The sequence below is a fragment of the Thermolongibacillus altinsuensis genome (assembly GCF_004341205.1).
Taxonomy (GTDB): Bacteria; Bacillota; Bacilli; order Bacillales; family Anoxybacillaceae; genus Thermolongibacillus; species Thermolongibacillus altinsuensis.
Map to the genome: position 1 here is coordinate 44420 of NZ_SLUL01000014.1, position 26575 is coordinate 70994.

Annotated in this window: 30 protein-coding genes and 1 riboswitch; of the genes, 18 read left to right on the forward strand and 12 right to left on the reverse strand. The window is 40.6% G+C overall.

Annotation, left to right across the window (positions count from 1 at the left end; all coding sequences use genetic code 11):
- Positions 1–125 precede the first annotated feature (125 nt).
- Together EDD69_RS12045 and EDD69_RS12050 are read left to right on the forward strand one after the other, a co-directional pair.
- Entirely contained in the window at positions 126–1322 is a 1197-nt protein-coding gene (locus EDD69_RS12045; RefSeq protein ID WP_132949197.1) for an MFS transporter, read from the forward strand.
- Positions 1323–1388: 66 nt separating this feature from the next.
- Positions 1389–1535, forward strand: a complete 147-nt coding sequence (locus EDD69_RS12050) for a BH0509 family protein (protein WP_132949198.1) — start codon at positions 1389–1391, stop codon at positions 1533–1535.
- A gap of 251 nt (positions 1536–1786) precedes the next feature.
- On the opposite strand, the gene EDD69_RS12055 is transcribed toward EDD69_RS12050, so the two are convergent.
- Genes EDD69_RS12055 through EDD69_RS12065 form a run of 3 tightly spaced genes read right to left on the reverse strand, consistent with a single transcriptional unit; the run spans position 1787 to position 3443 of the window.
- Complete coding sequence (locus EDD69_RS12055) at positions 1787–2620, reverse strand: YihY/virulence factor BrkB family protein (protein ID WP_132949199.1); 834 nt, start codon at positions 2618–2620, stop codon at positions 1787–1789.
- Between the two features lie 30 nt (positions 2621–2650).
- Positions 2651–2950 carry a YtxH domain-containing protein gene (locus EDD69_RS12060; protein WP_132949200.1) on the reverse strand — a complete coding sequence of 100 codons (300 nt, stop codon included), beginning with the start codon at positions 2948–2950 and terminating at the stop codon, positions 2651–2653.
- A 16-nt stretch (positions 2951–2966) separates the two neighbouring features.
- Positions 2967–3443: a low molecular weight protein-tyrosine-phosphatase gene (locus EDD69_RS12065; protein ID WP_132949201.1), complete on the reverse strand. Its 477-nt coding sequence runs from the start codon at positions 3441–3443 to the stop codon at positions 2967–2969.
- A gap of 124 nt (positions 3444–3567) precedes the next feature.
- Here EDD69_RS12065 and EDD69_RS12070 point away from each other — a divergent pair, with 124 nt between their 5' ends.
- The gene (locus tag EDD69_RS12070) at positions 3568–3753 is read left to right on the forward strand and encodes a DUF1128 domain-containing protein (RefSeq protein ID WP_132949231.1); all 186 of its coding nucleotides are present in this window, start codon (positions 3568–3570) and stop codon (positions 3751–3753) included.
- Positions 3754–3768: 15 nt separating this feature from the next.
- Here the strand turns inward: EDD69_RS12070 and EDD69_RS12075 are convergent, their stop codons facing one another.
- Positions 3769–4746 (reverse strand): HD-GYP domain-containing protein, encoded by a 978-nt coding sequence (locus tag EDD69_RS12075; RefSeq protein WP_132949202.1) that lies wholly within the window; start codon positions 4744–4746, stop codon positions 3769–3771.
- 403 nt (positions 4747–5149) lie between these two features.
- Positions 5150–5258, forward strand: a riboswitch (SAM riboswitch).
- A 64-nt stretch (positions 5259–5322) separates the two neighbouring features.
- Here EDD69_RS12075 and EDD69_RS12080 point away from each other — a divergent pair.
- From EDD69_RS12080 to EDD69_RS12125, 10 genes are all read left to right on the forward strand, one after another.
- A complete protein-coding gene (locus EDD69_RS12080; protein ID WP_243643113.1) occupies positions 5323–5463 on the forward strand; it encodes a YezD family protein in 141 nt (46 codons plus the stop codon).
- Between the two features lie 79 nt (positions 5464–5542).
- Positions 5543–6250, forward strand: coding sequence for a phosphoadenylyl-sulfate reductase (locus EDD69_RS12085; protein WP_132949203.1), 708 nt, complete (start codon positions 5543–5545; stop codon positions 6248–6250).
- Positions 6251–6264: 14 nt separating this feature from the next.
- Positions 6265–7323 carry an inorganic phosphate transporter gene (locus EDD69_RS12090; RefSeq protein WP_132949204.1) on the forward strand — a complete coding sequence of 353 codons (1059 nt, stop codon included), beginning with the start codon at positions 6265–6267 and terminating at the stop codon, positions 7321–7323.
- 47 nt (positions 7324–7370) lie between these two features.
- Complete coding sequence (gene sat, locus EDD69_RS12095; RefSeq protein ID WP_132949205.1) at positions 7371–8519, forward strand: sulfate adenylyltransferase; 1149 nt, start codon at positions 7371–7373, stop codon at positions 8517–8519.
- Positions 8516–9112, forward strand: coding sequence for an adenylyl-sulfate kinase (gene cysC, locus EDD69_RS12100; protein ID WP_132949206.1), 597 nt, complete (start codon positions 8516–8518; stop codon positions 9110–9112). The genes sat and cysC overlap by 4 nt, the downstream gene beginning before the upstream one ends.
- 3 nt (positions 9113–9115) lie before the next feature.
- A complete protein-coding gene (locus EDD69_RS12105) occupies positions 9116–10726 on the forward strand; it encodes a nitrite/sulfite reductase (protein ID WP_132949207.1) in 1611 nt (536 codons plus the stop codon).
- An 11-nt stretch (positions 10727–10737) separates the two neighbouring features.
- Positions 10738–10962, forward strand: coding sequence for a DUF3906 family protein (locus EDD69_RS12110; RefSeq protein WP_132949208.1), 225 nt, complete (start codon positions 10738–10740; stop codon positions 10960–10962).
- Between the two features lies 1 nt (position 10963).
- Positions 10964–11740 (forward strand): uroporphyrinogen-III C-methyltransferase, encoded by a 777-nt coding sequence (gene cobA / locus EDD69_RS12115; protein WP_132949209.1) that lies wholly within the window; start codon positions 10964–10966, stop codon positions 11738–11740.
- A gap of 3 nt (positions 11741–11743) precedes the next feature.
- Positions 11744–12460, forward strand: a complete 717-nt coding sequence (locus EDD69_RS12120; RefSeq protein ID WP_132949210.1) for a sirohydrochlorin chelatase — start codon at positions 11744–11746, stop codon at positions 12458–12460.
- 5 nt (positions 12461–12465) lie between these two features.
- Positions 12466–13032 carry an NAD(P)-binding protein gene (locus tag EDD69_RS12125; protein ID WP_132949211.1) on the forward strand — a complete coding sequence of 189 codons (567 nt, stop codon included), beginning with the start codon at positions 12466–12468 and terminating at the stop codon, positions 13030–13032.
- A 24-nt stretch (positions 13033–13056) separates the two neighbouring features.
- On the opposite strand, the gene EDD69_RS12130 is transcribed toward EDD69_RS12125, so the two are convergent.
- Positions 13057–13809, reverse strand: coding sequence for a DUF4397 domain-containing protein (locus EDD69_RS12130; RefSeq protein ID WP_132949212.1), 753 nt, complete (start codon positions 13807–13809; stop codon positions 13057–13059).
- A gap of 111 nt (positions 13810–13920) precedes the next feature.
- On the opposite strand from EDD69_RS12130, the gene EDD69_RS12135 reads away from it, so the two are divergent.
- Complete coding sequence (locus EDD69_RS12135) at positions 13921–14193, forward strand: acylphosphatase (protein ID WP_132949233.1); 273 nt, start codon at positions 13921–13923, stop codon at positions 14191–14193.
- 26 nt (positions 14194–14219) lie between these two features.
- Here EDD69_RS12135 and EDD69_RS12140 read toward each other — a convergent pair whose 3' ends face one another.
- From EDD69_RS12140 to EDD69_RS12155, 4 genes are all read right to left on the reverse strand, one after another.
- Entirely contained in the window at positions 14220–14366 is a 147-nt protein-coding gene (locus EDD69_RS12140; RefSeq protein ID WP_132949213.1) for a FeoB-associated Cys-rich membrane protein, read from the reverse strand.
- A 14-nt stretch (positions 14367–14380) separates the two neighbouring features.
- Positions 14381–16390, reverse strand: coding sequence for a ferrous iron transport protein B (gene feoB / locus EDD69_RS12145; protein ID WP_132949214.1), 2010 nt, complete (start codon positions 16388–16390; stop codon positions 14381–14383).
- Positions 16387–16617, reverse strand: coding sequence for a FeoA family protein (locus tag EDD69_RS12150; protein ID WP_132949215.1), 231 nt, complete (start codon positions 16615–16617; stop codon positions 16387–16389). Before EDD69_RS12150 ends, feoB begins: the two co-directional genes overlap by 4 nt.
- Positions 16618–16736: 119 nt before the next feature.
- The gene (locus tag EDD69_RS12155; RefSeq protein WP_132949216.1) at positions 16737–17480 is read right to left on the reverse strand and encodes an arginase family protein; all 744 of its coding nucleotides are present in this window, start codon (positions 17478–17480) and stop codon (positions 16737–16739) included.
- Positions 17481–17652: 172 nt separating this feature from the next.
- Here EDD69_RS12155 and EDD69_RS12160 point away from each other — a divergent pair, with 172 nt between their 5' ends.
- Positions 17653–17937, forward strand: a complete 285-nt coding sequence (locus EDD69_RS12160) for an ArsR/SmtB family transcription factor (protein ID WP_132949217.1) — start codon at positions 17653–17655, stop codon at positions 17935–17937.
- Positions 17938–17995: 58 nt separating this feature from the next.
- On the forward strand, positions 17996–20431 hold the full coding sequence (cdr, locus tag EDD69_RS12165; RefSeq protein WP_132949218.1) for a CoA-disulfide reductase: 2436 nt from the start codon (positions 17996–17998) through the stop codon (positions 20429–20431).
- 162 nt (positions 20432–20593) lie between these two features.
- Here cdr and EDD69_RS12170 read toward each other — a convergent pair whose 3' ends face one another.
- Both EDD69_RS12170 and EDD69_RS12175 read right to left on the reverse strand, forming a co-directional pair.
- On the reverse strand, positions 20594–21325 hold the full coding sequence (locus EDD69_RS12170; RefSeq protein WP_132949219.1) for a YkgJ family cysteine cluster protein: 732 nt from the start codon (positions 21323–21325) through the stop codon (positions 20594–20596).
- A 22-nt stretch (positions 21326–21347) separates the two neighbouring features.
- A complete protein-coding gene (locus tag EDD69_RS12175; RefSeq protein ID WP_132949220.1) occupies positions 21348–22037 on the reverse strand; it encodes a TerC family protein in 690 nt (229 codons plus the stop codon).
- A 230-nt stretch (positions 22038–22267) separates the two neighbouring features.
- Between EDD69_RS12175 and EDD69_RS12180 the strand changes: the two genes are divergently transcribed.
- Together EDD69_RS12180 and EDD69_RS12185 are read left to right on the forward strand one after the other, a co-directional pair.
- Positions 22268–22714: a C40 family peptidase gene (locus tag EDD69_RS12180; RefSeq protein ID WP_132949221.1), complete on the forward strand. Its 447-nt coding sequence runs from the start codon at positions 22268–22270 to the stop codon at positions 22712–22714.
- A gap of 369 nt (positions 22715–23083) precedes the next feature.
- Positions 23084–25000, forward strand: a complete 1917-nt coding sequence (locus tag EDD69_RS12185) for a protoglobin domain-containing protein (RefSeq protein ID WP_132949234.1) — start codon at positions 23084–23086, stop codon at positions 24998–25000.
- Positions 25001–25011: 11 nt separating this feature from the next.
- On the opposite strand, the gene EDD69_RS12190 is transcribed toward EDD69_RS12185, so the two are convergent.
- The gene (locus tag EDD69_RS12190) at positions 25012–26493 is read right to left on the reverse strand and encodes a methyl-accepting chemotaxis protein (protein ID WP_132949222.1); all 1482 of its coding nucleotides are present in this window, start codon (positions 26491–26493) and stop codon (positions 25012–25014) included.
- Between the last annotated feature and the right edge of the window lie 82 nt (positions 26494–26575).

Consider the following 26575-nt stretch of genomic DNA (forward strand, 5'->3'; position numbering starts at 1 on the left):
CTAATTTTTAGATATGACATCCATATTTTACAGGAATGCCGTTAAAGTTTCATCCATCATTTTTCTTGCTCATTTTTCTCCAAACGTGTAACATCGGAGTGTTGACAAAAAACTGTGGGGGGGAAATGATGGACAAACAACGGTTACACTTTTTCATTTTAATTAGTATTGTCACCATTTCTGGTTTATCGCAAGGATTGCTTCTCCCGTTAATTTCTGTCATTTTCGAAAAAAGCGGAATCGATTCTTCACTGAACGGCTTGCATGCAACGGCTATGTACATTGGCGTCTTGATCGTTTCTCCTTTTTTAGAAAAACCATTAAGAAAATATGGCTTTAAACGCATCATTATGTTTGGAGGGGCGATCGTCGTTCTTTCTTTAGCATTATTTCCAGTTTGGCATTCTGTTTCTTTTTGGTTTATTTTGCGCTTGCTGATCGGCATTGGCGACCATGTGCTTCATTTTGGATCACAGACGTGGATTACATCTTCTTCGCCCATCCATCAACGCGGACGAAACATTTCGCTTTACGGCCTATCGTTTGGCGTCGGCTTTGCGCTTGGCCCTCTTCTCGTTCCGCTTGTTCATCTTAATGAAGCGCTTCCTTTTTTCATTTCGTCGCTGCTTAGTTTATTCGGATGGTTTACATTATTTTTATTAAAAAATGAATACCCTGAAAACGAAGAAGCCGAAAAGGAAAAAGCAACGTCTGTTCGTTTTTTTGAAACGTGGAAATACGCTTGGCCTGCTTTATTGTTAACATTTACATACGGTTTTCTGGAAGCTTCGTTACATAGCACGTTTCCTATTTATGCATTGCGCAACGAACTCAATATCCGAGCGGTTTCAATCATTTTGCCTGCCTTTGCGATTGGCGGTATTGTCTTTCAATTGCCGCTTGGCGTCTTGAGCGACCGCTTTCCAAGAAAAAAGATCATCTTGTTTTCGTTAATAATCGGAGCGGTTTCTTTTCTATTGGCACAAATGCTTTCTCCTTCTGTTCTTGGCTTTATCGGCAGTTTTTTCATCGCTGGGATGTTCGTCGGATCCCTTTTTTCACTCGGAATGGCCTATATGGCTGATCTTGTTCCAAAACATTTGCTCCCAGCCGGCAATATTCTTTGTGGAATCTTGTATAGTATCGGCAGCATATGCGGCCCTTTCCTTGTTGGCGTGATCCTTCAATATAACAGCGGTTTCTTTTTTCTCGTCATTAGCCTATTTCTATTAAGCATCTCTCTCGCCATTGCCCAACCAAACTTGACAAAAACGAAAAAAATATTTTTCAGAAAAAAAAGAAAAAACATTGACGCTTTTTAAAATTCTGTTATATAATACAAGTAAACAAAATAATCTGTTTTAAAACAGAGGGGAGAGCGATTGAATATGAGTAGAGAAGAAAGAAAAAACATGATTGAATTTATTACAAAAATGCGAGAGTTAAACAAAGAACAATTGCTTTATATGACAGACGCTGAAATCGAACATATTTACAATCAAACGTATTACCATCACGAAGAAATCGCTGAATGAGGGAATTTCCCTCTTTTTTTGTTGGAATAAAGAAAAGAGGGATGATTTCCCTCTTTTAACTCTTTTAATGATAGCCGTTTTGGCCGTTTGCACTTCCGCTTGTTTTATTTTTTGGACGATTTTTTCCTTTTTGTTTGGTTCCACCGTCTTTTTTCGTATGTTTTGCCATCAGTAAACGCTCCCTTCAATTACAAACATGGCTTACACTCATTAATATAAGCGGAAGCGTTTTTTCTTATTGAAGGGAATGTTTACCGTATCCGCATTCGCCCCTCGCGCTGGCAACAAAAAATCGCATTCATCTCTCCGCCCAACACAATCATCATTCCGGATAAATAAAACCAAATCATCAACGCAATAATTCCGCCTAAACTGCCGTACATGGCTGTATAGTTGCTAAAATTATTCACATAGTAAGAAAAAACCAATGACACAACCATCCAACCAACTGTGGCAAACATCGCTCCAGCCATCACGTCACGAACACGTAAACGTTTGTTGGGAGCAAATAAATATAAGGCTACAAACACAAGAAGCAAAATAACAAAGCTAACAATCCAGCGAATCGCATTCCAAACGTTCAAAAACATGTGCGAAAATCCAAATGTCGAGAAAATAAAAGAACCAATCATTCGACCAAAAACTGGGAGGACGAGCGCGACCATAATGACAAAAATCATCGCAAATGTTAATAAAATCGACATTCCCCGCGCTATGAAAAACGAGCGGCTTTCCTGCACATCATACGCTCGATTTAATGCGCGGATGATCGCTGCCATTCCATTGGAAGCCGCCCAAATCGCTGCGATGATTCCAAATGAAAGCCATTTTCCATTTTGATTTGTAACAATTTGTTTTACATTTGTTTCAATGATGTCAACCGTTTCCTTTGGAGCATATTCACGCAAAAATGACAACACATCTTCATGCGGAACAGGCAAGTACGAAAGAAACGTCAGTAAAAAAATTAAAAATGGAAAAAGAGAAAGCAAGAAAAAATAGGCTAATTCAGCGGACAACCGGAAAATTTCGTCTTCTTCAAATCGCTTCATTAATTCTCGAACAAAGGAAAAACTGATGATCATCGCTCGCCTTCCCATCCCTTTCTTTCAATTTTACTTCTGCGGGCGATTGAAAAATGAATGTTTCAACTCTTCAATCCATTCCATGACATAGGGAGTATTCTCTTTCAATTCTTTGATTTTATCCATCATGAACTGAATATCATCAGCCATTTCTTCAACGTTGCGCCGAATATGATGAATGTTTTCCTTGATTGCTTCTAACTCGCTGATCGATTGGTGAAACATTTGCTCGACGGTTTGTTTGATCTTTTGTCTCATTTCTTTATTCATTAAAACAGCCATTCCGCCAACAACCACACCCGTCCGAATGAGAACTTGCCGCTTCCTCACATCCATCTCCCCCCTCTCATGATGTGAGTGAATGATCTTTTTTAATCGTTTCTAACAAATTTCTGCATCCTTTTTCAATCAGTTCATACACTTCATCAAAATTCCCTGTAAAATAAGGGTCTGGAACATCTTCTAAATCATGTTCAGGAACAAAATCAAGAAGACGAGCGATGACGCCTGTTGAATGTTCACCAGCCAATCGACGCAAATTGGCAAGATTGTCGCTGTCCATTGCAATAATGTAATCAAACTGTTGCAAATCCTCTTTTGTCACTTGGCGAGCTTTAATTCCATCAAAATCAATTTGTTTTTTCATTAAAACCGTTTGCGTTCCATGATGCGGCGGTTTGCCAACGTGCCAACTCCCTGTTCCAGCTGAATCGACTTTAATTTTTCCTTCCAATCCTTCTTGCTTAACAAGATGGCGAAACACCGCTTCCGCCATCGGAGAACGACAAATATTCCCCAGACAAACAAACAATACCTTTACCATCTTTAACACCTCGCTACATACCATTATAAACAAAAAGAAAGTAGAAGAAAATTTGCAATGGTGTTACAATAAAACCAATCATTTTTTGAAAGGATGAAGCCTGTTGCATTTATCTGTTGAATATATGATCGAGAAAATAAAAGAGAAGTTGAAAGTATTAAATTTTGATGCCATTAAATCCAGTCATTTTGATGAGGAAATGTATAATGAATTGAAAGAAATTTACGAAATGGTCATGAAAAAGCAATCATTCAGCCCAAGCGAAATGCAGGCGATTGCTGAAGAACTAGGAAATTTACGAAAAAAATAGGCGTGTAGAGAAACTCTACACGCTCACTGTTTCGACAATAAGCAGCGAAGGATGATCGATGAGCGAAATCTCTTCATGTGTATCCAAATATCGGACATACGGTCTTTGCATATGTGAAATAATTTTTGTTACAATGGCTTCTTTCCCATTGCTCATTTTCACCCTTGTCCCCGGCGGATAAGCTGGAATATTTTCAACAAATAGGCGGACAATTTCTTGGCTATGATGAGAACCGCTTTTGGCCATCAGGATTTCCAATGCTTCATGCGGAGGAATTTGTTGCGATGAAACGAGGTGTTCAAATTCATTTGCAATCGCACAAATTTTAGCATAAAGATGAATTTGTTCACCGTTTAGTCCTCGAGGCGCCCCTGTCCCATCATGAAATTCATGATGTTGATAGGCAACATGTGCTGCTAAAAGGCTAATTTCCCTTTCTTTCCGCAAATACTCGAATCCTTTAACTGTGTGCTCCTCTTTTCCATCCATCACTTTCCCAATATCGTGCAAAAGTGCTCCAACCGCTAAATCCCGAAGCTGCAAACTATTCAATCCTATCTTTTTTCCAATCTGCAATGCCAATAACGTCACATTCACGCAATGAGCATACAATCGTAAATCTGCTTCTAGCGACGTCGATGGAATGATGGTGAGCACTTTTCGTTTGTTCACTTCATCAACAAGTTTTGCTACTAACTTGAAAACATTTCGTACATCAAGTGATTGTTTTGTTTTCACCGTTTCAAACGCTTGTTGAACAATTTCAATCGCATCCATCCATGAAGGCATATCCAAAAGTTCTTCCATCGTGATCCCTTCTGAAACGGCATCGTCTACAAATATGTATCGAATATCCATTTGCTTTAATCTTTCCAAATATTTTGGGTCAATTTTTCTTCCAGCAGCTAACAACACGCGTCGATGCCGATCATAAATGGGTTTTGCCAGCTGCATCGTTTGTTCGTTGTATTCGTCCAACAAAATAAGCCGCATTTCCATTCCCCTTATTTTTAGTAATTACGGAAGTAGTATACAAATAAACGTATATGACTGTCACTCCTATTTTTTAAAACAGCCATTACACCATGTACTACATTGTATTAACAACTTACGAAAGTTAGCCATACAGATAAAAAAATTAGCCATATATATATCTTAATTTTCCAATATAAACAAGCTTTTCTGCCACTTCTCCGAACGAAAACGCCATCAGACAAATGAATTTGTCTGTCATGCGTTTTACGTTCGGAATCCACCTATGGCAGAAAAGCGGTCTTCTATTCATGATGTGATGTGTCGGAAACTCAACTTGAGTCTATATAGATAAAAAAATAAAATCCTATCGAAAAACTAGGATTGACATTTATTTGAATTATGTTAAAATTTAAAACAATTATACTTATCAAGAGCGGTGGAGGGAACTGGCCCAATGAATCCCGGCAACCTGCTTGGAAAAGTAAGGTGCTAAATCCAGCCAAATGGTTACCATTTTGGGAAGATAAGGTGACATACATTACCCTTCCGTCTTTCCGAAATGGAAAGCTTTTTATTTTTAAGGGGGGTTGTGTAGTGGCAGATGAGCAATTAGATGAAGTGTTTGTGAAGTTAAAAGACATGCTTCATTCCTTAAAATACGGTTCGATTACCATCATTGTTCAAGATGGAAAAATCATTCAGTTAGAAAAACAGGAAAAAGTAAGAATAAAGTGAAAAACGCTGACTAGACAAACTAGAGGCGGTTTTAACTTTATGTTAAAACCGCCTTTTTGTTTAAAAAGGGGGATTGCACATGCTGACATACGAAACGTGGGATACAGAAGAAAAACCTTTATTTTCCAGCGAAAATAAAACGAAAGGTGCATTAGACGTTTTAGCGTGGGCGTATGACCATTATCAAGACGATCTTATTTATGCCTGTAGCTTTGGAATTGAAGGGATCGTCTTAATCGATCTCATCTCGAAAGTTCGTGAAGATGCTAAAATCGTCTTTCTTGATACGGAGCTCCATTTTCCTGAAACGTATGAAACGATTGAAAAAGTTCAAAAGAAATACCCAAATTTAAAGATTCATTTGCAAAAGCCAAATCTATCGCTCACAGAACAAGAAACAACATTCGGATCAGAACTTTGGAAAAAAGATCCGAATCAATGTTGCCAGCTCCGTAAAATTATTCCTTTACGTGAAGCGTTAAACGATGTATCTGCCTGGATTTCAGGATTGCGTCGCGAACAGTCGCCAACAAGACAACATGTCCAGTTTATTAACCTTGATAAAAAATTCCAAAAAATAAAAATATGCCCTCTTATTTATTGGTCTTGGAAAGATATTTGGCGCTATGCTCACCGCCACCATTTATCATACAATCCGCTGCATGATCGCGGATACCCAAGCATTGGTTGCGCTCCTTGTACGTCCCCAGCCTACAATTTAGAAGATTTACGTTCAGGAAGATGGGCGGGGCAAGGAAAAATTGAATGCGGCTTGCATGAGTCATAAAGGAGGAGGAACGAATGCTTGTATGGATCGCCTGGATCGTTTCTTTCTTCTTTGCCATGAATATCGGCGCAAGCGGAGCGGCCGCAACCATGGGAGCGGCATACGGTTCAGGTGCAATTAAACAAAAACGTCTCGCCCTTCTTTTATGTGCGATGGCGATTTTTCTCGGAAGCCTTAGCGGTGGCGAAGTTGTGAAGACGATCGGCTCAGGAATCGTCCCTTCATCCGTTTTAGAAACGGACATTGTCATCATCATTTTAGTATCAGCGACGATCTCCTTATTTGCGGCTAACATCATGGGCATTCCTTTATCAACGAGCGAAATTACGGTCGGAGCTGTTGTCGGAGCAGGAATCGCCTATCAAAGCGTATATGTCAGTAAACTTCTATGGATCGTTTCATTTTGGGTGATTACCCCTTTCGTCGCTTTTTTGCTTGCGTATCTTGTTGGAAAATGGCTAAACGCAAAGCGAAAAACATTTATCCATTCAACCAAAACATTAAGTGTTTTACTGATCATTGCCGGTTTTTTCGAAGCATTCTCCGCAGGGATGAACAACGTGGCAAACGCCGTTGGACCGCTCGTCGGAGCAGGGCTCATCTCCGTCCATGCCGGAATTATGTTCGGCGGACTGTTCGTGGCGCTCGGTGCCCTTTTGCTTGGGGGGCGCGTCCTTGAAACAAACGGAAAAAAAATCACAAGTTTTTCGCAGCTGGAAGGCTGTATCATCTCCGGAATTGGTGCCGCTCTCGTCATCACTGCTTCCATTTTCGGATTGCCTGTTCCGTTAACGCAGATTACGACATCCGCTATTATCGGCATCGGCACCGCACAAAACGGGTTTTATCTTTGGCAAAAACAAATTGTTATTCAAGTGTTAAAAGTTTGGATTGTATCACCGATTTTTTCACTTGCGATTTCTTACAGTCTTATTAAATTGCTTCTCGATAGCGATTTATATACCGTCATTGCCATCGTCAGCGTTTGCCTAGCAACGATCGGCACCATCAGCTTAAAGAAAACAGTCACTGAAGAGAAACGTTCTTTTCATGAACACGGTGGCGGCATTTAACATCCATTCATAGTTATAAGAATCATAGTTTTTAAGGAGGAAGAAAAATGATTCAACCACATGGGGGATTGCTCATCGAACGAGAAAACCCATCTTATTCGCTTGAAAACATTCAAAAAGAGATTGAACTGAGTAACGCCGAACTCAGCGATTTAGAATTAATCGGCATCGGCGGCTATAGCCCGCTAACAGGTTTTTTAGGAAAAGCTGATTACGAATCTGTCGTTGAATCGATGCGGCTTCAAGACGGAACGGTTTGGAGCATTCCGATTACGCTAGCCATTACGGAAGAAAAAGCAGCTGAATTACGCATTGGCGAAAAAGTAAAACTCGTTCATCGCGGCACAGTGTATGGCGTTTTAGAGTTAGAAGAAATTTATCGCCCTAATAAAGCAAAAGAAGCGCGCCTTGTTTATCAAACCGAGGACCTTGCTCATCCCGGCGTAAAGAAATTGTTCGAAAAACCGAATTTGTATGCTTCCGGCCCGATTACGCTTATTCGACGAACAAATAAAGGGATGTTTTCTTCTTTCTTCTTTGATCCAAAAGAAACGAGGGCGCAATTTGCTTCACTTGGTTGGAAAACCATTGTCGGCTTTCAAACGCGCAACCCTGTTCACCGCGCCCATGAATATATTCAAAAGTGCGCCCTCGAAATCGTTGATGGCTTATTTTTAAACCCGCTCGTCGGCGAGACGAAAGAAGATGATATTCCTGCTGACATTCGCATGAAAAGCTATCAAGTTCTTCTCGAACACTACTATCCGAACGATCGCGTCTTTCTCGGGGTCTTTCCAGCGGCCATGCGCTATGCCGGACCGCGCGAAGCGATCTTTCATGCGATTGTTCGCAAAAATTTTGGTTGCACTCACTTTATTGTCGGGCGCGATCACGCGGGCGTCGGCAACTATTACGGCACATATGATGCCCAAAAAATCTTTTTACAGTTTACAAATGAAGAGCTAGGCATTACCCCTCTCTTTTTCGAACATAGCTTTTACTGCACGAAATGCGAAGCAATGGCATCAACAAAAACATGCCCACATGAAAGCGAGTATCATGTCATCCTGTCAGGGACAAAAGTACGGGAGATGTTACGAAATGGCGAGATGCCGCCGAGCACGTTTAGCCGCCCAGAAGTCGTGCAAGTGCTCATGGACGGTCTAAAACAAACGGTTGGAGGTGCAAGCCGATGAACATTGTTTGGCATCACGAAAGCGTTACGAAAGCCGAACGCCGTCAGCGAAACCATCATCATAGTTGTGTTCTTTGGTTTACGGGATTATCCGGTTCAGGAAAATCGACATTAGCCAATGCGGTGGCTAAAGAGTTGTTTCAAAGAGGAATCCAAAATTACGTATTAGACGGAGATAACATTCGTCACGGATTGAACAGCGATTTAGGTTTTTCACCCGAAGACCGAACCGAAAATATTCGCCGCATCGGTGAAGTCGCCAAGCTTTTTGTCGATAGCGGGCAAATCGTTTTAACAGCCTTTATCTCTCCATTCCGTCAAGATCGTGAACTCGTTCGACAAAAACTCGAACAAGATGAATTTATCGAGATTTATGTACGCTGTCCGCTCGAACAATGTGAAAAACGCGATCCAAAAGGGCTATATAAGAAAGCACGCAACGGGGAAATTCGTGAATTCACCGGAATCGATTCACCATATGAAGAACCCCTTTCCCCTGAATTAATCGTTGAAACGGATCGTTATTCCATTGAAGAATGCACAGAACAAATTATTTCTTACTTACAAAAACAAAACTTTATTAAAGGAGTGTAAACAATGGCATACACAAAAACATGGGCAAATAATCCAAACTTAAATAAAACGGAACTAAAAAAGCTGAAAAAAGACGGATTAAAAATCTTTGAAGACATCCCTCGCTATGCCAAAAGCGGCTTTGCTTCCATTCCTGAAGAAGATTTTGATTTATTCAAATGGGCTGGTCTTTACTTACAACGCCCAAAGGATGCAGGATACTTTATGATGCGCGTCTGCGTCCCTTCCGGCATCTTACAATATGATCAACTCGTTACACTTGCACAAATTAGCCGTGATTATGGACGCAACGTATTTGACATTACAACAAGACAGGCCGTTCAATTCCATTGGTTAACGATCGAACAAATTCCTGATATTTTTGAACGTCTAGAAAAAGTTGGGTTGTCCACAGCTGGAGCCTGTGGTGACATTACGCGCAACATCGTCGGCAATCCCCTATCAGGAATCGATCCAAACGAATTAGTCGATACGACAGACATCACGCGTGAAGTATATGAATTTTTCCAACGCAACGAAGATTTTTCTAACCTGCCGCGCAAATATAAAATGTCCATTAACGCAAACGTCTATAATGCATCCAACGCTGAAATTCATTGTCTCTCGTTCACTCCTGCAAAAAAAGTGATTGATGGAAATGAAGTGCTCGGATTTCACATAAAAGTTGGAGGCGGATTGTCATCAGCCCCTTATTTAGCGCAAACATTAAATGTTTTCATCCGTCCTGAGCAAGTGAAAGACGCAGCGATTGCGGTAACAACCATTTTCCGCGACTACGGATATCGCGAAAAACGCCACCGTGCTCGCCTTAAGTTTTTAGTAGCAGATTGGGGAGTGGAAAAATTTACAGAAAAGCTATTAGAGCTGATTGGCCCGCTTCCAGAAAAAGGCGAAGATGTTCATAAAGGATGGAACGCAGGCTATTTTTACGGCGTTCATCCGCAAAAACAACAAGGGCTTCATTATATCGGATTTAACGTGCCAGTTGGCCGCTTACATGCCGATGAAGTTTTTGAGATTGCAAGAATTGCCAAACAATACGGGAACGGCGAAGTGCGTCTATGTAATTCACAAAATTTGGTTATTCCAAACGTTCCAACAGAAAACGTCGATCCTTTATTAAAAGAACCTGTTTTTGAACGTATTACGGTACAGCCAAAATCGTTCATCGGTTATTCCGTTTCATGCACAGGGATTGAATACTGCAATTTAGCGCTCGTCGAAACAAAAGAACGATTGCGGCGCATTGCCGAATTCCTTGACGAACAGCTAGAACTTGATGTTCCCGTTCGCCTGCATATGGTTGGCTGTCCAAACTCTTGCGGACAAAGACAAATCGCCGACATTGGCTTGCAAGGAGTCAAGATGAAAACAAAGGAAAAAGGAATGATTGAAGCATTTGAAATTTACGTTGGCGGAACGTTGCTGAACGGAGGAAAATTTAATGAAAAGTTAAAAGGAAAAGTCGATGCGGAAGATCTCCCGCATGTATTAAAACAACTTCTTCTTTATTTCAAACAGACGAAATTGGCGGGCGAGACATTTTTTAAATACGTCCAACGCGTTGGCCTCGAACCATTACAAGCAGAATTAGACCGAATTTTGGACAATTGAAGGTGAAGCCTGTGAATTTATATCGCTTTGAAGTAACGACGACGACCCAGCTTATTTATGTCGTCGTCGCCGCTCACAACGACGAACAAGCATTTCAATTAGCGGAAAATGAACTGGATAAACAACTCATTCCTGCGCGGGAACTCATTGATATTTCGTTATATGAAAAGAAAAAAATTCAACGTGGGGGCGGATTTGTCGTTTACGCAAAACCATTAACAGAAAGGGCGAAATAACATGGGAAAAGTATACTTAGTCGGAGCTGGACCAGGAGACCCCGATTTGATTACACTAAAAGGACTAAAATGTATTCAACAAGCAGATATCATTTTGTATGATCGGCTCATTAACGATGAATTATTGAACTATGCAAAACCGGAGGCAGATTTGATTTATTGCGGAAAGCTCCCAAATTACCATACAATGAAGCAAGAAACGATTAATCATTTTTTAATCAAACATGCAAAAAGAGGAAAAATTGTAACGCGGCTAAAAGGCGGCGATCCTTTCGTCTTTGGACGCGGCGGTGAAGAAGCGCAAGCGCTCGTTAAACATCGCATCGAATTTGAAATTGTCCCAGGCATCACTTCCGGAATCGCGGTTCCAGCCTACGCAGGAATTCCGGTTACTCACCGTGACTTTAGTTCGAGCGTTGCATTCATTACCGGACACCAACGGACAAATCCCACCGAGACGCTCAAGTGGGAACATCTTGCTAAAGGTGTCGATACACTCGTCATTTACATGGGAGTTAAACAGTTGCCTTTTATTTGCGAACAACTACAACAGCACGGCAAGCATCCAAAAACGCCGATCGCCATTATACAATGGGGAACGCTTTATGAGCAAAAAACGGTCGTTGCGACATTAGATACGATCCTCGAGGCGATTCAAAAACAGCCGATTACAAATCCAAGTATTATTGTCGTTGGCGAGGTCGTTACGCTTCATGAACAACTTCATTGGTTTGAAACGATGTTGCGCGAAGAAAAGTATGTAAACGTAATGAGGTAAACGATGAAAGCTATTTTATATATTTGCCACGGAAGCCGAACGAAAAAAGGATATGACGAAGCAAAACGTTTTATTGAATCATTCACACCTTTCGTTAACGTTCCTATTCAACAATTATGTTTTTTGGAACTATGTGAACCGAGTATTTTGACAGGCATTCAGAACTGTATCGTTAAAGGAGCAACAACGATCATCGCTGTTCCGATTCTGCTTTTAGCAGCAGCACATGCCAAACAAGACATTCCCGAACAGTTAGCAAAAGCGAAAGAACAATTTCCTGATTTAACAATCATCTATGGAGAGCCGTTTGGCGTTCAACCGAAAATCATCGATGCATTGAGCGAACAAGTTCATGCTCAAAGTGACGCCATTCTGTTAGTCGGTCGAGGAAGCAGCGATCTCGAGGCGCAACAAAATTTTCAAACGGTCGGTCATCTGCTCGAACAAAAAATGGAGATTCCTGTGCAAACGTGCTATTTAGCTGCAGCCCAACCAACATTTTTAGAAGCGTTGCAAAACATGACCCTTTCTTCTTCCAAACATATTACCATCATTCCTTACTTGCTTTTTTTCGGACAGCTAATCGCGAAAATGGAACGGACGATTGATTCATTTCGCAATGACCATCAAGTGTTCGTTCTAGGTGAGCCGATCGGTCGACATCCTGTTCTTTACGAATTGCTGAAAAAGCAAATAAACGATCTAATGCAAAAAGGATGACAACGATGTATCCGCTTTTCGTGAACATGAAAAATAAAAAAGTCGTCATTGCGGGAGGAGGCAAAATCGCTTATCGCCGCCTCCTTGCGCTGTTAAAAGAAGAAGCCGATATTACGGTCATTAGCCCAACGGCCATTGATGAAATTGTTCAACTCGCCAATGAGCGGAAAATTATTTGGCATCAACGTCCCATTGAACACACAGACTATAAAGATGCTTTTCTCATCATCGCGGCAACCAACGATCCCGAGGTAAACAAGCAAATTGCTCAAGATGCCTCCCCTCATCAACTCGTGAATGTCGCCAGTGATCATGAAAGCGGCAATGTTCATATTCCTTCGTTTTTCTCAAGAGGAAAGCTTACGATCGCCGTCACAACGGAAGGAGCGAGCCCGTCGCTAGCAAAAGCCATTAAAGAAAAATTAGAAGAAATATTTGACGAGTCTTACGAAGACTACGTTTCTTTTCTTTATGAACAACGAAAAAAGCTAAAAGAAATGGATCTGCCCGAAAAAGAAAAAAAGAAGAAGTTATCCGAACTCCTTCACCAGTTCATCGAAAAAGAGCTTTGATGTCCTTCAAAGCTCTTTTCATCATTACTCTTCAATTAAAATCGCTTCTAAAGAAGGGGTTCTGGATACATAGCCAACAGCCGCGATCGTATAGGATTTATTTGGATAAAATCGGATATTGGGGACAGAAAGAGCAACGTTGTTCGTTCCGGCAACGCGTACATCTAAACTTAATTTTTCATTGACAGGAACCTCAATATAATCGGCCGCTTGTCGATACGATACGTTTTTAAATAATACATCTCCATCTTTCAAAGCAACGTCGACGGCAGGAGCATCTGGAGAGAGGTGCACAAAACGAACTTTCGCTTTTCCGTATGGGGCATAAGGCTGATCCCAAAGAGGTAGCATTTGCAATTTATGAACATCCCCCACCACCGTTAACGTACTCACAAGCCCCGGCAACACTTGCAACGTTTCGCTTAAAATGATCGGTTCGCTTTGTCCGGCCGGATACACGTCGATTCGATGCTGCCCCATTGGTACTTTTAAGTACTGGCTAATTTGTTTGTATTTTAAATTTTGCAATATTTTTTGACCGTTGACATATACATCGATGGCTGGAGTGTTGGCAGAAGCGTGAAACACGCGAAAACGGGCTTCTCGTTCTCTCCTTTCTTCCTCACGTTCCTCTTGTTTCGCTTCCACAAGCTTTTTCATACACTCATCATGTTTTTGATAATACATCATGTACTTATTCGGATCTCTATACTGATAATATCGAGCCAACAAATCATACATCACCGCTTTTTGTACGCATTTTTCAATTTCTTTCACATTATTCCCTCCAATGGAAAATCATCTTTACGTATTCAACGTATGCAAAACAGTTTGGGCTGTTGTATGATTTTGTTAGGAAATTTCATGGAATCGAGGTGAGGAAGCATGGTGATCCGCTACCATGTTTTTGTTGATGGACGCGTTCAAGGGGTTGGTTTTCGTTATTTCACACAACATGAAGCGATCAAACGCAACTTAACAGGCTGGGTACGAAATCTTGAAGACGGACGAGTGGAACTACAAGTTCAAGGCGATGCGGAAAAAGTGGAGCAGTTTGTTCAGCAAATCAAAAAAGGATCACCGTTCTCACGGGTTGAAAAAGTTGACATCCATTCGATTTCTCCTGTTCAAAATGAAAAAGGGTACCGAATCCTTTACTAAAATAGCAAAAAGGCTGACAGCCATCGTCAGCCTTTTTCATTGCAGCTTGGACCGCATGACCCTTTCGCGGAACAAGCGGCACACTTCCCCTCTTTGCTTTTCTTTATAAATCGAACGATCGTCCATGCGGCATAACCGAAAATGAGAGCACCTATTCCAATATTTACGATCATATTCTTCCCTTCTTTCAAAAACCAAGCATTCGACCGCCTTGGTAAATGATGAATGATAATAGATAAGCAACGATGAAAGCATATCCCATCGAAAAGAGCGTCCATTTTCGCGATCCGGATTCTTTGCGAATCGTTGCTACGGTTGCTAAGCAAGGAATGTATAGTAAAACGAACACCATAAAACTAAATGCGGAGAGCGGTGTAAAATGAGAAACCATTAGTCCTTGCAACGATTCAACATCTGGGACATGATAAATAATATTCATCGTCGACACAACGACTTCTTTCGCCAAGAATCCTGTCAACAAGGCAGCTCCTGCTTGCCATGTTCCAAATCCAAGCGGAACAAGAATCGGCGCGAGAATGCCGCCAATCATCGCTAAAAAGCTTTCATCCATTTCAACATTGACTCCATGCGGGCCAACGTAAGAAAGAAGCCAAATAGCGACCGAACCGCCGAAAATAAACGTTCCTGCTTTGCGAATAAACCCTTTTCCTTTATCCCACGTGCTCCGCCATAACGCTTGCCACTGCGGCATACGGTACGGCGGCAATTCAACAACAAAAACAGAAGATTCATTTTTCAAAATCGTTGTTGAGAATAGCTTGGCTAATAAAAGGGCGACAACGACTCCAAGCACATACAACGAAAGAACAACAAGCGCTTGATGCTTCGCAAAAAAAGCACCAACAAACAGCGCATATACAGGCAAACGCGCTGAGCACGACATCAGCGGCGTTAATAACATAGTCAACAACCGCTCACGCGGCTGTTCAATGGTCCGCGCGGCCATCACCCCTGGAACGTTGCATCCAAATCCAATCACTAACGGAATAAACGCTTTTCCGTTCAAACCGACTGCTTCCATCAATCGATCCATGACAAGAGCCACCCGCGCCATATAACCGGAGTCTTCTAAAAAGGAAATAAAGAAAAACAAAATAAAAATTTGCGGTACAAACACAAGGACTCCGCCAACCCCTGCAATAATCCCATCGACGACAAGCGAACGGATAAACTCCGAAGCTCCAATGGCTGCGAGTCCAGCTGTGATCCAATCGGTTAATGGTCCAGCGAAAAAAGCATCGAGCGCATCGGAAAGCGGTGCACCAAGCCAATCGAACGTAAGTTGAAACAATAGATACATCGAGAGTAAAAATAGCGGAATACCTAAATATTTGTGCGTCACAATTGCATCGATTCGTTCCGTTAACGGCACTTGACCAACATTTTTTCGCTCCACTACATGAAGGATAAGGTCTCGTACATACTCCCTTCGTTGATCATAAATCCACTGAGCAAGCGAAACGCCTTCTTGCTTTTGCAATTCATTCTCTACTTCTGTGTAAAGTGAATGAAGTTTTTCGGCATCCACTCGTTGTTTTAAATAATCATGGACATAGCGATTGCCTTCGTAAAACTGTAAAGCAAGCCAACGTTTCGGAATCGTTTCATCTACTTTGTCACCAACCAAAAGAATAAAACGCTCAATTCCTTTTTCAATTACGTTTCCATAAAACAGTTGAAGCGGCGTTATTTTTTGCTGTAAGAAAGCGAACGTTTGTTCATTCAATTGCTCGCATCCTTTTCCGGTTCGAGCCACAATCGGAACAACCGGAACGCCTAGCTTTTCAGCCAAACGTTTTTCATTCACAAAAATTCCCCGACGCTCCGCGACATCAGTCATATTTAAAGCAATGGCTAACGGCTTTCCGAACTCAAGAAGTTGAACGGTAAGCAGTAAATTTCGTTCTAATTGGGAAGCATCGACAATATTCAATATTCCTTCAAATGGCTCAGAAAGCAAAAAGTGCGTCACGACGCTTTCGTCACGCGAAAGCGGATTAAGCGAATAAATTCCGGGCAAATCAATTAATGCCCCTTGCTTGTTCCGCAACAATCCTACTTTTTTCTCAACCGTCACACCGCTCCAGTTGCCAACATATTCGTACGTTCCTGTTAACTGATTAAACAACGACGTTTTCCCTGTATTTGGATTCCCTACTAACGCAATCTGCATCATACTCGCTCCACCTGAATTCGCATCGCTTCGCTTCGACGAATGCCTAAACATTGTCCACAACTTTCAATCATAAAAGGCCCGCCTAACGGCATCGTACATTTTAAGCACACTTCGACCCCTTCTGTTACTCCCATATCAAGCAATCGTCTTCGAACTAGCTCACTGACACGGGATAAATCAACAATTTTTGCGCGATCCCCACTCTGTAATTGTGTCATTGCCATCATGAAACATCCCCCGCTGCTCTCTTTCTCATCAAGAATGATAACCTTTCTCAATAATCAGTATAATACATATCCTAAGCGGGGACTATTATTTTTAATAAGTTCACAAAAATTTCAAAAATTTATGATGCAGAATGCGTCGTTGGCGATAATTTACTAGCATGATGAAGACATACTTCCAAAATTTTTCGGTTCGCCTCTTCGTTTTTTGCGCTTGCGAATCGATCTTCTCCGCATATATCGACTCCAATGACATCTTTACGATGCAAAATTTCTTGTAAATAGTCTAAAAGCACAGATAGCTTCATTGAACCTTGATCCCAGTTCGTGATCGCATCTTCTTGTCGCAATACGTCTTTATCAATGCTGATATATACACAATCTGTAGAAATATTCGAGATGATCATTTTTGGAGAATAATCGATGTTGTTTTTCGGGAATATGGTCACGTTTGGAGATGGTGATAAGGAAGGCGATGAACCAATGATCACAACATGTTTCAATAACGGTACATGTTTTAATACATAAACGACCCATGAACCACAAGAAATAAAAGGGAATAAACTTTCTTCACTCGTATCTGTGTGGTGATCAAACAACACAAGGGTAAATGGCTCACGAATTTCTTTTAAAAGCAAATAAGAAGCATAATGATAATTCCCGCTTCCTAAAAACGTAATTCCTTTTGTTTTTCGTTTGGACAATCGTTTTTCAATCTCGCATAATGAGCGATTGTCGCAATATAAATTTGTACCGTTAAGATCATTGACATCGATCCATTCATGAGGAAAACGAAGAAGTTGTTTTTGTGAAAGATACGTACCATCGAAGTTCAAAAACGTTACACCTGAGTGACGTAAACTCATTGTACTCACCCACCTTGTGTAAGTTTTTCCCTTCTATCGAAATTATATGGGGCATAAAAACGGGAAGCAAGCGAAAGAATGGCTTCACATTTTTTTCAAAATTATAACCGTTCCATCACTTTCATTCTATTTTGTTTTGTGATACCATTCACAATGTAAGGAGGGAAAATTTTTGGACACATATAAACAAGAGCAAGCGTTATTTGCTGAAAATGCAGAGTTGCTTAAGGCGTTAGCTCATCCAGTCCGTCTTTGCATCGTGAAAGGATTGATTGAAAAAGGCTGTTGCAATGTATCAACGATGCAAGAATGTTTGGATCTACCGCAATCGACGATTTCGCAACATCTAGGAAAACTAAAAGCAGCGAACATCGTTACGGCAGAGCGACAAGGATTGGAAGTCATTTATCGCGTTCATAATGAAAAAGTGAAACAAATCATTGAAATCTTATTTTAATGCCGCTTATATCGTATTATTTGAATATACAAATAAAATGATTCGGAGGGGGTTCACCATGGCGAAAAAAATCGTCATCGTCGGCGGCGTAGCTGGTGGAGCTACAACGGCAGCTCGATTAAGAAGATTAGATGAACAAGCAGAAATTGTCATGTTTGAACGCGGGGAATATATTTCTTTTGCCAACTGCGGTCTTCCATACTATATCGGCGGTTCGATTACGAAACGCGATGCGCTACTCGTTCAAACAGTCGAAGGAATGTCAGAAAAATTTAATCTTGATATTCGAACGCTAAGCGAAGTCATTCAAATTAACCGTGATCGTAAAACGGTTACCGTCAAACATTTACCGACGAACAAAACGTATGAAGAATCATATGACTATCTTGTTCTTTCACCAGGAGCAAGCCCGATCAAACCGCCAATTCCAGGAATTGATGACGCAAATAACTTGTTTACATTGCGCAACATTCCAGATACTGATCGAATTAAAGCATATATCGATCATGAAAAACCAAAGAAAGCGGTCGTCATTGGCGGTGGGTTTATCGGTGTTGAAATGGCCGAAAATTTATGGGAGCGCGGCATCGAAGTAACGCTTGTTGAAATGGCGAATCAAATTATGGCTCCTGTCGACTATGAAATGGCGGCTATTCTTCACCAACACATTCGCGACAAAGGGGTTCGCTTAATTCTTGAAGATGGCGTTGCCGCTTTTGAACAAAATGGACGAATTGTAAAATTAAATAGCGGAAAAACGATTGAAACCGATATGATTATTCTAGCCATCGGGGTCAAGCCAGAAAGCGAGCTTGCCAAACAAGCTGGTCTAGAAATTGGCGAGCGCGGCGGCATTAAAGTCAATGAATATTTACAAACATCCGATCCTTCTATTTACGCAGTCGGTGATGCGATTGAAGTGAAAGATTACGTGAACGGTCAACCGACACAAATTCCTCTCGCATGGCCAGCGAACCGTCAAGGACGCATCGTGGCTGATCATATCAATGGCCGAGATGTGCGTTACAACGGAACGCTTGGCACAGCGATTGCGAAAGTATTTGATATGACGGTAGCCGCCACAGGTAATAATGAGAAAACATTAAAACGGCTTGGTATCGACTATGAAGTGCTTCATATTCATCCAAATTCTCATGCAAGTTATTATCCTGGCGCCTTCCCGATCGCTCTGAAACTTTTATTTGATCGAAAAACAGGAAAAATTTTTGGTGCTCAAGCGGTTGGATATGATGGCGTCGATAAACGGATCGATGTGCTTGCGACCGCAATCAAAGGCGGATTAACCGTTTTTGATCTTCCGGATTTAGAATTAGCCTATGCGCCACCTTATTCTTCAGCGAAAGATCCTGTCAATATGGCTGGATATGTAGCGACAAACTTAATTGAAGAAATGGTCGAAACGATCCAATGGCATGAAGTGAACGATTTAGTTGAAAAAGGCGAATGCATCGTCGACGTTCGCGAGTCAATTGAACGAGAAATGGGCTTTATTCCAAATTCGATCAACATTCCGCTTGGTCAATTGCGAAAACGATTAAACGAATTGCCAAAAGACAAAACGATTTATGTTTACTGCCAAGTCGGCTTACGCGGTTATTTAGCCGCCCGCATTTTAATGCAGCATGGATTTAAGGTGAAAAACTTAGACGGCGGTTATAAAACATATTCGGCTGTTTATGCAGCGGCAAAAGAACAACCAACCCCTATTCAAGAACAAAAAACAGAGAGTGTGATGCCGATGAACATCCAAGCAACAACGACGCTTGATGCATGCGGATTGCAATGCCCTGGACCAATTATGAAAGTATATCAAACAATGGAACAGTTAAAAGAAGGCGATATTTTAGAAGTAAAAGCAACGGATCCTGGCTTTACACGCGATATTCAATCATGGTGTGATAAAACAGGAAATACGCTTTTAAAAACAACCTTTGAAAATAAAGTATTTAAAGCTTACATTCAAAAAGGAAAAGCAGCCGCTGAACCAAAAGTGGTTCAGAAAAAAGATGGAGCAACAATCATTGTCTTTAGCGGTGATTTAGATAAAACGATCGCTTCCTTTATCATCGCCTCTGGAGCGGCTGCGATGGGTAAAAAAGTAACGATGTTCTTTACGTTCTGGGGCTTAAACGTGTTGCGCAAAAAGAATGCACCGCCAGTTGAAAAAGATTTGCTCGAGAAAATGTTTGGCATGATGATGCCAAAAGGAGTGAACGATTTACCGCTTTCGAAAATGAACATGGCGGGCATAGGTCCAAAAATGATTCAATACGTCATGGAAAAGAAAAATGTTGATAACCTTGAAACATTAATGAAAAACGCCATGGCAGCAGGCGTCAAGCTCGTGGCTTGCTCAATGTCAATGGACATCATGGGAATCAAAAAAGAAGAGCTCATTGACGGTATTGAAATCGGCGGAGTGGCCACTTACTTAGGTGATGCCGAAGAAGCAGGATTGAACTTGTTCATCTAAACGAAAAGGCTGGCTTATCGTAAGCCAGCCTTACAATATTTAGTATGTCAAAAAAAGTGGGCTATCTCATAACGAGATAGCCCAAAAAGCATATTCACAGGGGGATCGGGGGAATACACTTAAAAGCTTTCGCATTCAATATTGTTACCAAAAACGAGACGTTTATACATCATTTTCAAAAAAATTTTTTAACCAAATTGGTAAATAATCGAATATAAATAAATCGTCTGGATAGTTCAAACCAACGTCCTTGCCGTTGGAAATTTGCTCTTGCACAAAATCATGCAATGCATTCATATAATATTCATAAAAAAATTCGTAACTAAACGGCTCTTTTGGAATATAGGATTGAGCACAAACTTGCGGGTGACCATAATTCAAATATGTGCGACAAGGAATCGGGCGAACTCCATATACATAGCATGTATTCGTTTGCCGATCTAAAAAAGGACAAGGCAATTGAGAAGCCATGTATTCTTCTTTGAACGTCTCCTCTTCCCAATCCAATAAGGAAACCTCTTCTATTTTCGATTCGAATTCATTGAAATATCGCTTCAAATGTTGAACAATTTTTTCCCTCTCTTTAAAAGGGAGTTGATGTACATACTCCATCATTAACTTTGCTTCTGCTTCCGTCACAATAATCGGGAAGTAGCAACAATACGCGCATCCTTTCGCACAGGTCGGCTTAATTTCAACTTGTTGTTCAATTTTTTGAATTTCATCATCAACAGCCGCAAGCAACGTTTGAAACATGTTCAGCATCGAAGGAGTATTCCCCGATAACCGTTCGTGAACAGTTTGTAAAAATGCTTCTTCATCTGGCAAATAACGCTCATTGATTTTTTGACAAACCTGTACGATTTGCTCGTACGTTAATGGCTTTTTTGTCACCGCTTGCCACCCCGACTTCACATTACGCCATTTTCCGCTTGTCTATTTTTTTATTTTTCAAATAACCCGCGATCAATACAATCGCTGTCAAAATGGCAAGCGCAACGTTTATTTCGATTCCGTGTGAAATCGGTAAAAATCGTTGCACATGCTCGTCCTTTAAAATCATCTCTCCTGCCGTCCAAGCAAGAATCCCTGAACCAACATATGGGATCCACACATATCTCTCCATGGCCATGACAATGGCTTTCGAGCCGAAAATCATAATCGGAATACTGATCGCAACCCCAAAAGCAATCATGCCAATATGACCATGTGATGCCCCTGCAATCGCTACAACATTATCCAAACTCATGACTGCATCTGCTACAATGATGGTCCAAATGGCTTTTAAAAGGCGATCAGCTGATTCAACATGTGTTTCCCCTTCATCATTGATCAACACTTTATAAGCAATCCACAACAGTAAAAATCCGCCGATTAAATGGACAAGCGGAATTTTTAATAGGAAAACGATCAACGCAGCAAACAACACACGTAAAATAACCGCTCCTGCCGTTCCCCAAAAAATCGCTTGATTTCGTTGCCGCTCGGGCAATCGTCTCGTTGCCATCGCGATGACAATCGCATTATCCCCTGACAAAATAATATCAATCGCAACAATTTTTAGAAGCGCAATAATCGCATCTGATGAAATCATTAAACCGTCCATTCTTTGTCCCCTTCTTTTTCATTCTTTACTCACTTATCTTATCGTGAAGTCCGTTCATATTCAACTTTTCTATTTCGAACAATCATGCCAATATCTCACTCTATTTTTTTACAAAAAACAATTTCTGTAATCTATTTGTAACATAATTTAATGCATATGTAACAATTTTTCGACATTTTTCTGCTATACTAAAGACGTTCATGTAACAAGCTCATTCGGAGGTTGCAAAAATGAGAAAGGCACTGGTCGTCACGCTATTATCATTCTTGTTTATAGTAAACTTTGTGAACCCTTCCGCAACTGAAGCCGCTGTCCCAACGCAAAAATTAATTGCCGAAGCACAAAAAATGATCGGGACTCCTTACCGAAGCGGTGGAGTAACACCAAAAGGATTCGATTGCTCCGGATTTGTTTATTATACATATAAAAAGGTAGGAAAAACGTTGCCGCGCACTTCTGCCCAAATGTACGCTGCTGGAAAACCAGTGAGCTATAAAAACTTGAAACCAGGAGATTTAGTCTTTTTTAAAACATCCAAACATGCAGGCGTTTCCCATGTTGCGATTTATATCGGAAATGGTCGAATGATTCATGCCACATCTTCAAAAGGAGTAAAAATCGATTCTCTCAATCACTCTTATTGGAGACCAAAATTCGTCGGTGCAAAAAGATTTTAAAAACAGCGAAGGCAAGCACTTCACGCCGAATATACGTTCGACGCGAAGTGCTTGCCTCTCGACACATAAACCGCACTCTTTTTTATATGAAAATGAAAGCAGGGAGCTTCCCTGCTTTTTTCATTATTTTTCTTCGTGCAATAATTGTTATATAATGTATATATAGGTCGAAAATGGGGGTGGGATTTCATTACTATATGACGCGTCTACGAATGTGGTTTAGCAAGGCTTCATGCCGTTATTTTTCTTAATATTCTAACGAGTATTGATTTAGCCCGCCTTTCCATTTTATAAAAATTTAAATATTACCTGCTACTTAAGGGAGAGGCAGATTCGCTCTCTTACACGAAGGGGAGAACTTTTGTGGGGATGAAACGAATACGTGTAACAGATCCAGAACGATTGAAACAATTGCACTATACGGGAGTAACGGAGGAAAAGCTACAATGTATTTATGAACATCGAGATGTATTACTGACACTTGTTGATCCAATCGTAAACGAATTATATGAAGAAATATGGGCCATTGATTCATTGCGTCGTCTCATTCAGCGCCATTCAACGCTACGGCGCCTAAAAAGAACACAAAGAATGTATTTGCAGCAATGTTTTCAAGCAACCATTGACGATGACTATATTCAAAAGCGTTATAACATCGGAAAAGTCCACTCTGAAATCGGGCTCGACTTAACATGGTATTTATCAACTTATACCAAATACTCAGAAATTATTTATAAGCATGTTTCTCAAGTACTTCCTGGGAAAACGCTTCCGATTTTGCTTGCCATTCATGCAATCTTTTCATTTGACATGCAACTAACGCTAGAAGCATATGAAGCTGCCGAAATCGAAAAAGCAGCACATCCATTGCGATACGAGTTAGACAAATTACGTCAAATGAACGGGTTTACGGATGAAGATTTAGGAAATCTCGACCAATTTAGCGGATATATTTCATTTCGCATCGATGCGATCATGGAGCATTTCCGTCAATCGTTTCTTCATCGATTAGGGGAAGAAGGTTGCTATAGCTTCTTAACAAAAGAAAAGTATTTTAGCTATATAAAAAATTTTTTATTACAATTTTTCCAAGAAAAAATATACTACGACTCTGAAGCGTATTTTCGCATCATTCGCGATTGGAGTCGACTCATTATTGAACAGCAGTATCATGAAGGTTTTTTTCACATTACCGCAGAGTCCATTTGCGAAGCGATCAAAAAAGTGTTTTTAACAAAGGAATATTTAAACGATCCGAACGTCGTTCAATATATTCACTCATTTGAACGTTTTTCAAAGTTTACAATCGCCATCATGAACGAAATTATTCGCCCTTATTTATTTTTACGTGACTTTGATTTTTTGGATATTTACGCATACGAAATTAGCACCATTGATTTTGGACGAATAACATGGATTGACGATAAAATGAAGCGTCTTTTAAAAACGCTCGGCATCGTTGATGAACATCCGATCGGGCGACGTTGTTATGAATTATTGCACAAGCGCACCGTTCCATGTTCAGGCTGTCCTGTTCTTGAAGGAAAAAACGAACCGATACTATCTACTTTTGAAAATGAAAATGGGTTGCATTATTATAAAATTCGACCGTTGCCGCAAAATAAAATTTTTGAACTTTCTCGGGCATTGCTTGTCGTTCAAGATGTGACGAAAGAATCGAAAGTCATGTTTGATACGCTTGAACGGCTGTTGCAATTAGCTGAATACCGAGACGATGATACAAAAAATCACGTCCATCGCATCGGTGTACTTTCAGGCATGCTCGCTCGCCTAGCGGGATGTGATGAACAGTTCGTGTCCCAAATTCAAATCGCCGCTAAATTTCATGATATCGGAAAAGTCGGCATTCCTGATTACATTTTGAATAAACCCGGAAAGTTGACAAAAGAAGAATGGGAGTCAATGAAAACCCATGTATTGATCGGACATCAAATTTTAGCAAACTTAGATTTACCTGTTATTCAAATGGCTGCCAATATCGCCCGAACCCATCATGAATGGTGGAACGGTGAGGGCTATCCAAATGGCTTAAAAGGCGAAGAAATTCCGCTAGAAGGCCGCATTGTCGCGATTGTGGATGTGTTTGATGCTTTATTGTCCAAACGAATTTATAAAGACGCTTTCCCACCTGAAAAAGTAAAAGAAATTTTATTGGACGGACGCGGAAAACAATTTGACCCGAAGCTAATTGACCTATTTTTAACCATGTGGAACGATTTTTTGACTACGCGTGAAAGTTTGACAGAAAAAACGCCTTTTGCATAAGCAAAAGGCGTTTACACCATTTGTTCGCGAATACAAGCAGCGCTCTGGGCTGTTTCGGTTACATACATCGCCATTTTTTTGTTTTCTTCGTTTAAGTTTTCTACCGTCGCACTCACTTCTTGCAACGATGCGCTTGATTGTTGTAGCAAAACTGAAAACTCGCTTACGGATTGTTCCATCTTTTCAGCGCGCTCTTCCATTCCCTCACTAATCACGAAAAAGTTTTCAAGTTGATGTTGCAAATATTCAAGAGAGGAATATAGTTTTTCAAAATAGGTGTTGACTTCACGCGTTAACGCAGTATTTTGTTGAAGCTGCTCACTGGTCATCCCCATTCGTTCCAACAACTGCTCATTGCTTTCATTTACTTCCGCTAGATTATGAACAATTTTTTGCGTCGTTTCTTCTGTTAAAACCGCTAATTTACGAATTTCTTCCGCAACGACCGCAAATCCTTTTCCGTATTCGCCCGCACGTGCCGCTTCAATGGTCGCATTTAAAGCTAATAAATTTGTTTGATTGGTGATTTGCTTAATCTGTTTGGTTAATTCGTTCGTACTTGCAATTTTATTGGTTAAGTTATTTAATGTGGTGCTGACCGCATCAACGGTATGACGAAATCCTTCTGTATGTTCAAGCAAATGTTTCATCTTATCGATTCCCTCTTTGGCAACTCCACCCGCATGCAGAGAATGATCTTTTAACTCTTTTGATGTTTGATAAATTTGTTCACTCATCGTTCTTGCTTCAATCGCTTCGTCATTAATGTCTGTAATTTGTTCGCTTTGCGATTGACCAGCTGAAGCAATTTGACGAACGGCTTCACTCATCTCGCTCTGTGCTTGTAAATTTCGCAATACTTGTTGATGAATTTGTTCAATATTCTCAATCATTGTTTTTAATTCCTGTTCTAATTTTTTTCTTTTCTCCACTTGAATTTGTTTTTCTTGATCTGTGTTCGCCAAATGATCGGCTAGCTGAACAAACTGCTTTCTACTTAAATGAAGAAGGACTCCTAGCGCAATACCGATCATCACATAAACAATAAAAACGGTATGGCTTGATTCATCCAACACTTGTTGGAAAGATGATGGCATATACATGCTTGCAATTAAAATGAATGCGCCAAGCAAAAAACCCATCGCAAATAATACGCGATTTAAATGCATGACGGACAAGACGACTAAACAAAACGCTAACGCAATCGTTCCTAAACTTCCTCCCGTAACGACTAAACTGGCAAGCGTGGCAGAAAATAATATGAAAATAATAAAATACGGATACGCTTTTTCGTATTTTTTCGGTTTCGCTAGGCTAAAGTAAACAAGAACATTCAATAAAAGACCTCCGCCGTAAATGGCGATTTTTCTCCCGCTCTCTCCCATCATCCAAAGTTCTAGCACTCCTAGTAAAGAGCTGACCGTGTAGACGGAAAATAAAAAGAGATTTTTCTTGCGCATATCTTCGATTTTCATCTGCTCAACAACACTCAAATTTCTCTCCCCCTTTGTTGCACATATATTATTTAGATTTAACTATATCAAAAAAATAAGTGAATAGTAAATATATTTAGAA

Excerpts from the sequence above, each read along its gene's own strand:
- EDD69_RS12150 (WP_132949215.1), bottom strand. The coding sequence starts at position 16,617 with ATGATGGCAATGACACAATTACAGAGTGGGGATCGCGCAAAAATTGTT.
- EDD69_RS12055 (WP_132949199.1), bottom strand. The coding sequence starts at position 2,620 with ATGATCATCAGTTTTTCCTTTGTTCGAGAATTAATGAAGCGATTTGAA.
- EDD69_RS12075 (WP_132949202.1), bottom strand. The coding sequence starts at position 4,746 with ATGCGGCTTATTTTGTTGGACGAATACAACGAACAAACGATGCAGCTG.
- cysC (WP_132949206.1), top strand. The coding sequence starts at position 8,516 with ATGAACATTGTTTGGCATCACGAAAGCGTTACGAAAGCCGAACGCCGT.
- feoB (WP_132949214.1), bottom strand. The coding sequence starts at position 16,390 with ATGATGCAGATTGCGTTAGTAGGGAATCCAAATACAGGGAAAACGTCG.
- cdr (WP_132949218.1), top strand. The coding sequence starts at position 17,996 with ATGGCGAAAAAAATCGTCATCGTCGGCGGCGTAGCTGGTGGAGCTACA.
- EDD69_RS12155 (WP_132949216.1), bottom strand. The coding sequence starts at position 17,480 with ATGAGTTTACGTCACTCAGGTGTAACGTTTTTGAACTTCGATGGTACG.
- EDD69_RS12185 (WP_132949234.1), top strand. The coding sequence starts at position 23,084 with ATGAAACGAATACGTGTAACAGATCCAGAACGATTGAAACAATTGCAC.
- EDD69_RS12065 (WP_132949201.1), bottom strand. The coding sequence starts at position 3,443 with ATGGTAAAGGTATTGTTTGTTTGTCTGGGGAATATTTGTCGTTCTCCG.
- sat (WP_132949205.1), top strand. The coding sequence starts at position 7,371 with ATGATTCAACCACATGGGGGATTGCTCATCGAACGAGAAAACCCATCT.
- EDD69_RS12070 (WP_132949231.1), top strand. The coding sequence starts at position 3,568 with ATGATCGAGAAAATAAAAGAGAAGTTGAAAGTATTAAATTTTGATGCC.
- EDD69_RS12085 (WP_132949203.1), top strand. The coding sequence starts at position 5,543 with ATGCTGACATACGAAACGTGGGATACAGAAGAAAAACCTTTATTTTCC.
- EDD69_RS12125 (WP_132949211.1), top strand. The coding sequence starts at position 12,466 with ATGTATCCGCTTTTCGTGAACATGAAAAATAAAAAAGTCGTCATTGCG.
- EDD69_RS12180 (WP_132949221.1), top strand. The coding sequence starts at position 22,268 with ATGAGAAAGGCACTGGTCGTCACGCTATTATCATTCTTGTTTATAGTA.
- EDD69_RS12050 (WP_132949198.1), top strand. The coding sequence starts at position 1,389 with ATGAGTAGAGAAGAAAGAAAAAACATGATTGAATTTATTACAAAAATG.
- EDD69_RS12140 (WP_132949213.1), bottom strand. The coding sequence starts at position 14,366 with ATGATCGTAAATATTGGAATAGGTGCTCTCATTTTCGGTTATGCCGCA.
- EDD69_RS12105 (WP_132949207.1), top strand. The coding sequence starts at position 9,116 with ATGGCATACACAAAAACATGGGCAAATAATCCAAACTTAAATAAAACG.
- EDD69_RS12120 (WP_132949210.1), top strand. The coding sequence starts at position 11,744 with ATGAAAGCTATTTTATATATTTGCCACGGAAGCCGAACGAAAAAAGGA.
- EDD69_RS12045 (WP_132949197.1), top strand. The coding sequence starts at position 126 with ATGATGGACAAACAACGGTTACACTTTTTCATTTTAATTAGTATTGTC.
- EDD69_RS12090 (WP_132949204.1), top strand. The coding sequence starts at position 6,265 with ATGCTTGTATGGATCGCCTGGATCGTTTCTTTCTTCTTTGCCATGAAT.
- cobA (WP_132949209.1), top strand. The coding sequence starts at position 10,964 with ATGGGAAAAGTATACTTAGTCGGAGCTGGACCAGGAGACCCCGATTTG.
- EDD69_RS12175 (WP_132949220.1), bottom strand. The coding sequence starts at position 22,037 with ATGGACGGTTTAATGATTTCATCAGATGCGATTATTGCGCTTCTAAAA.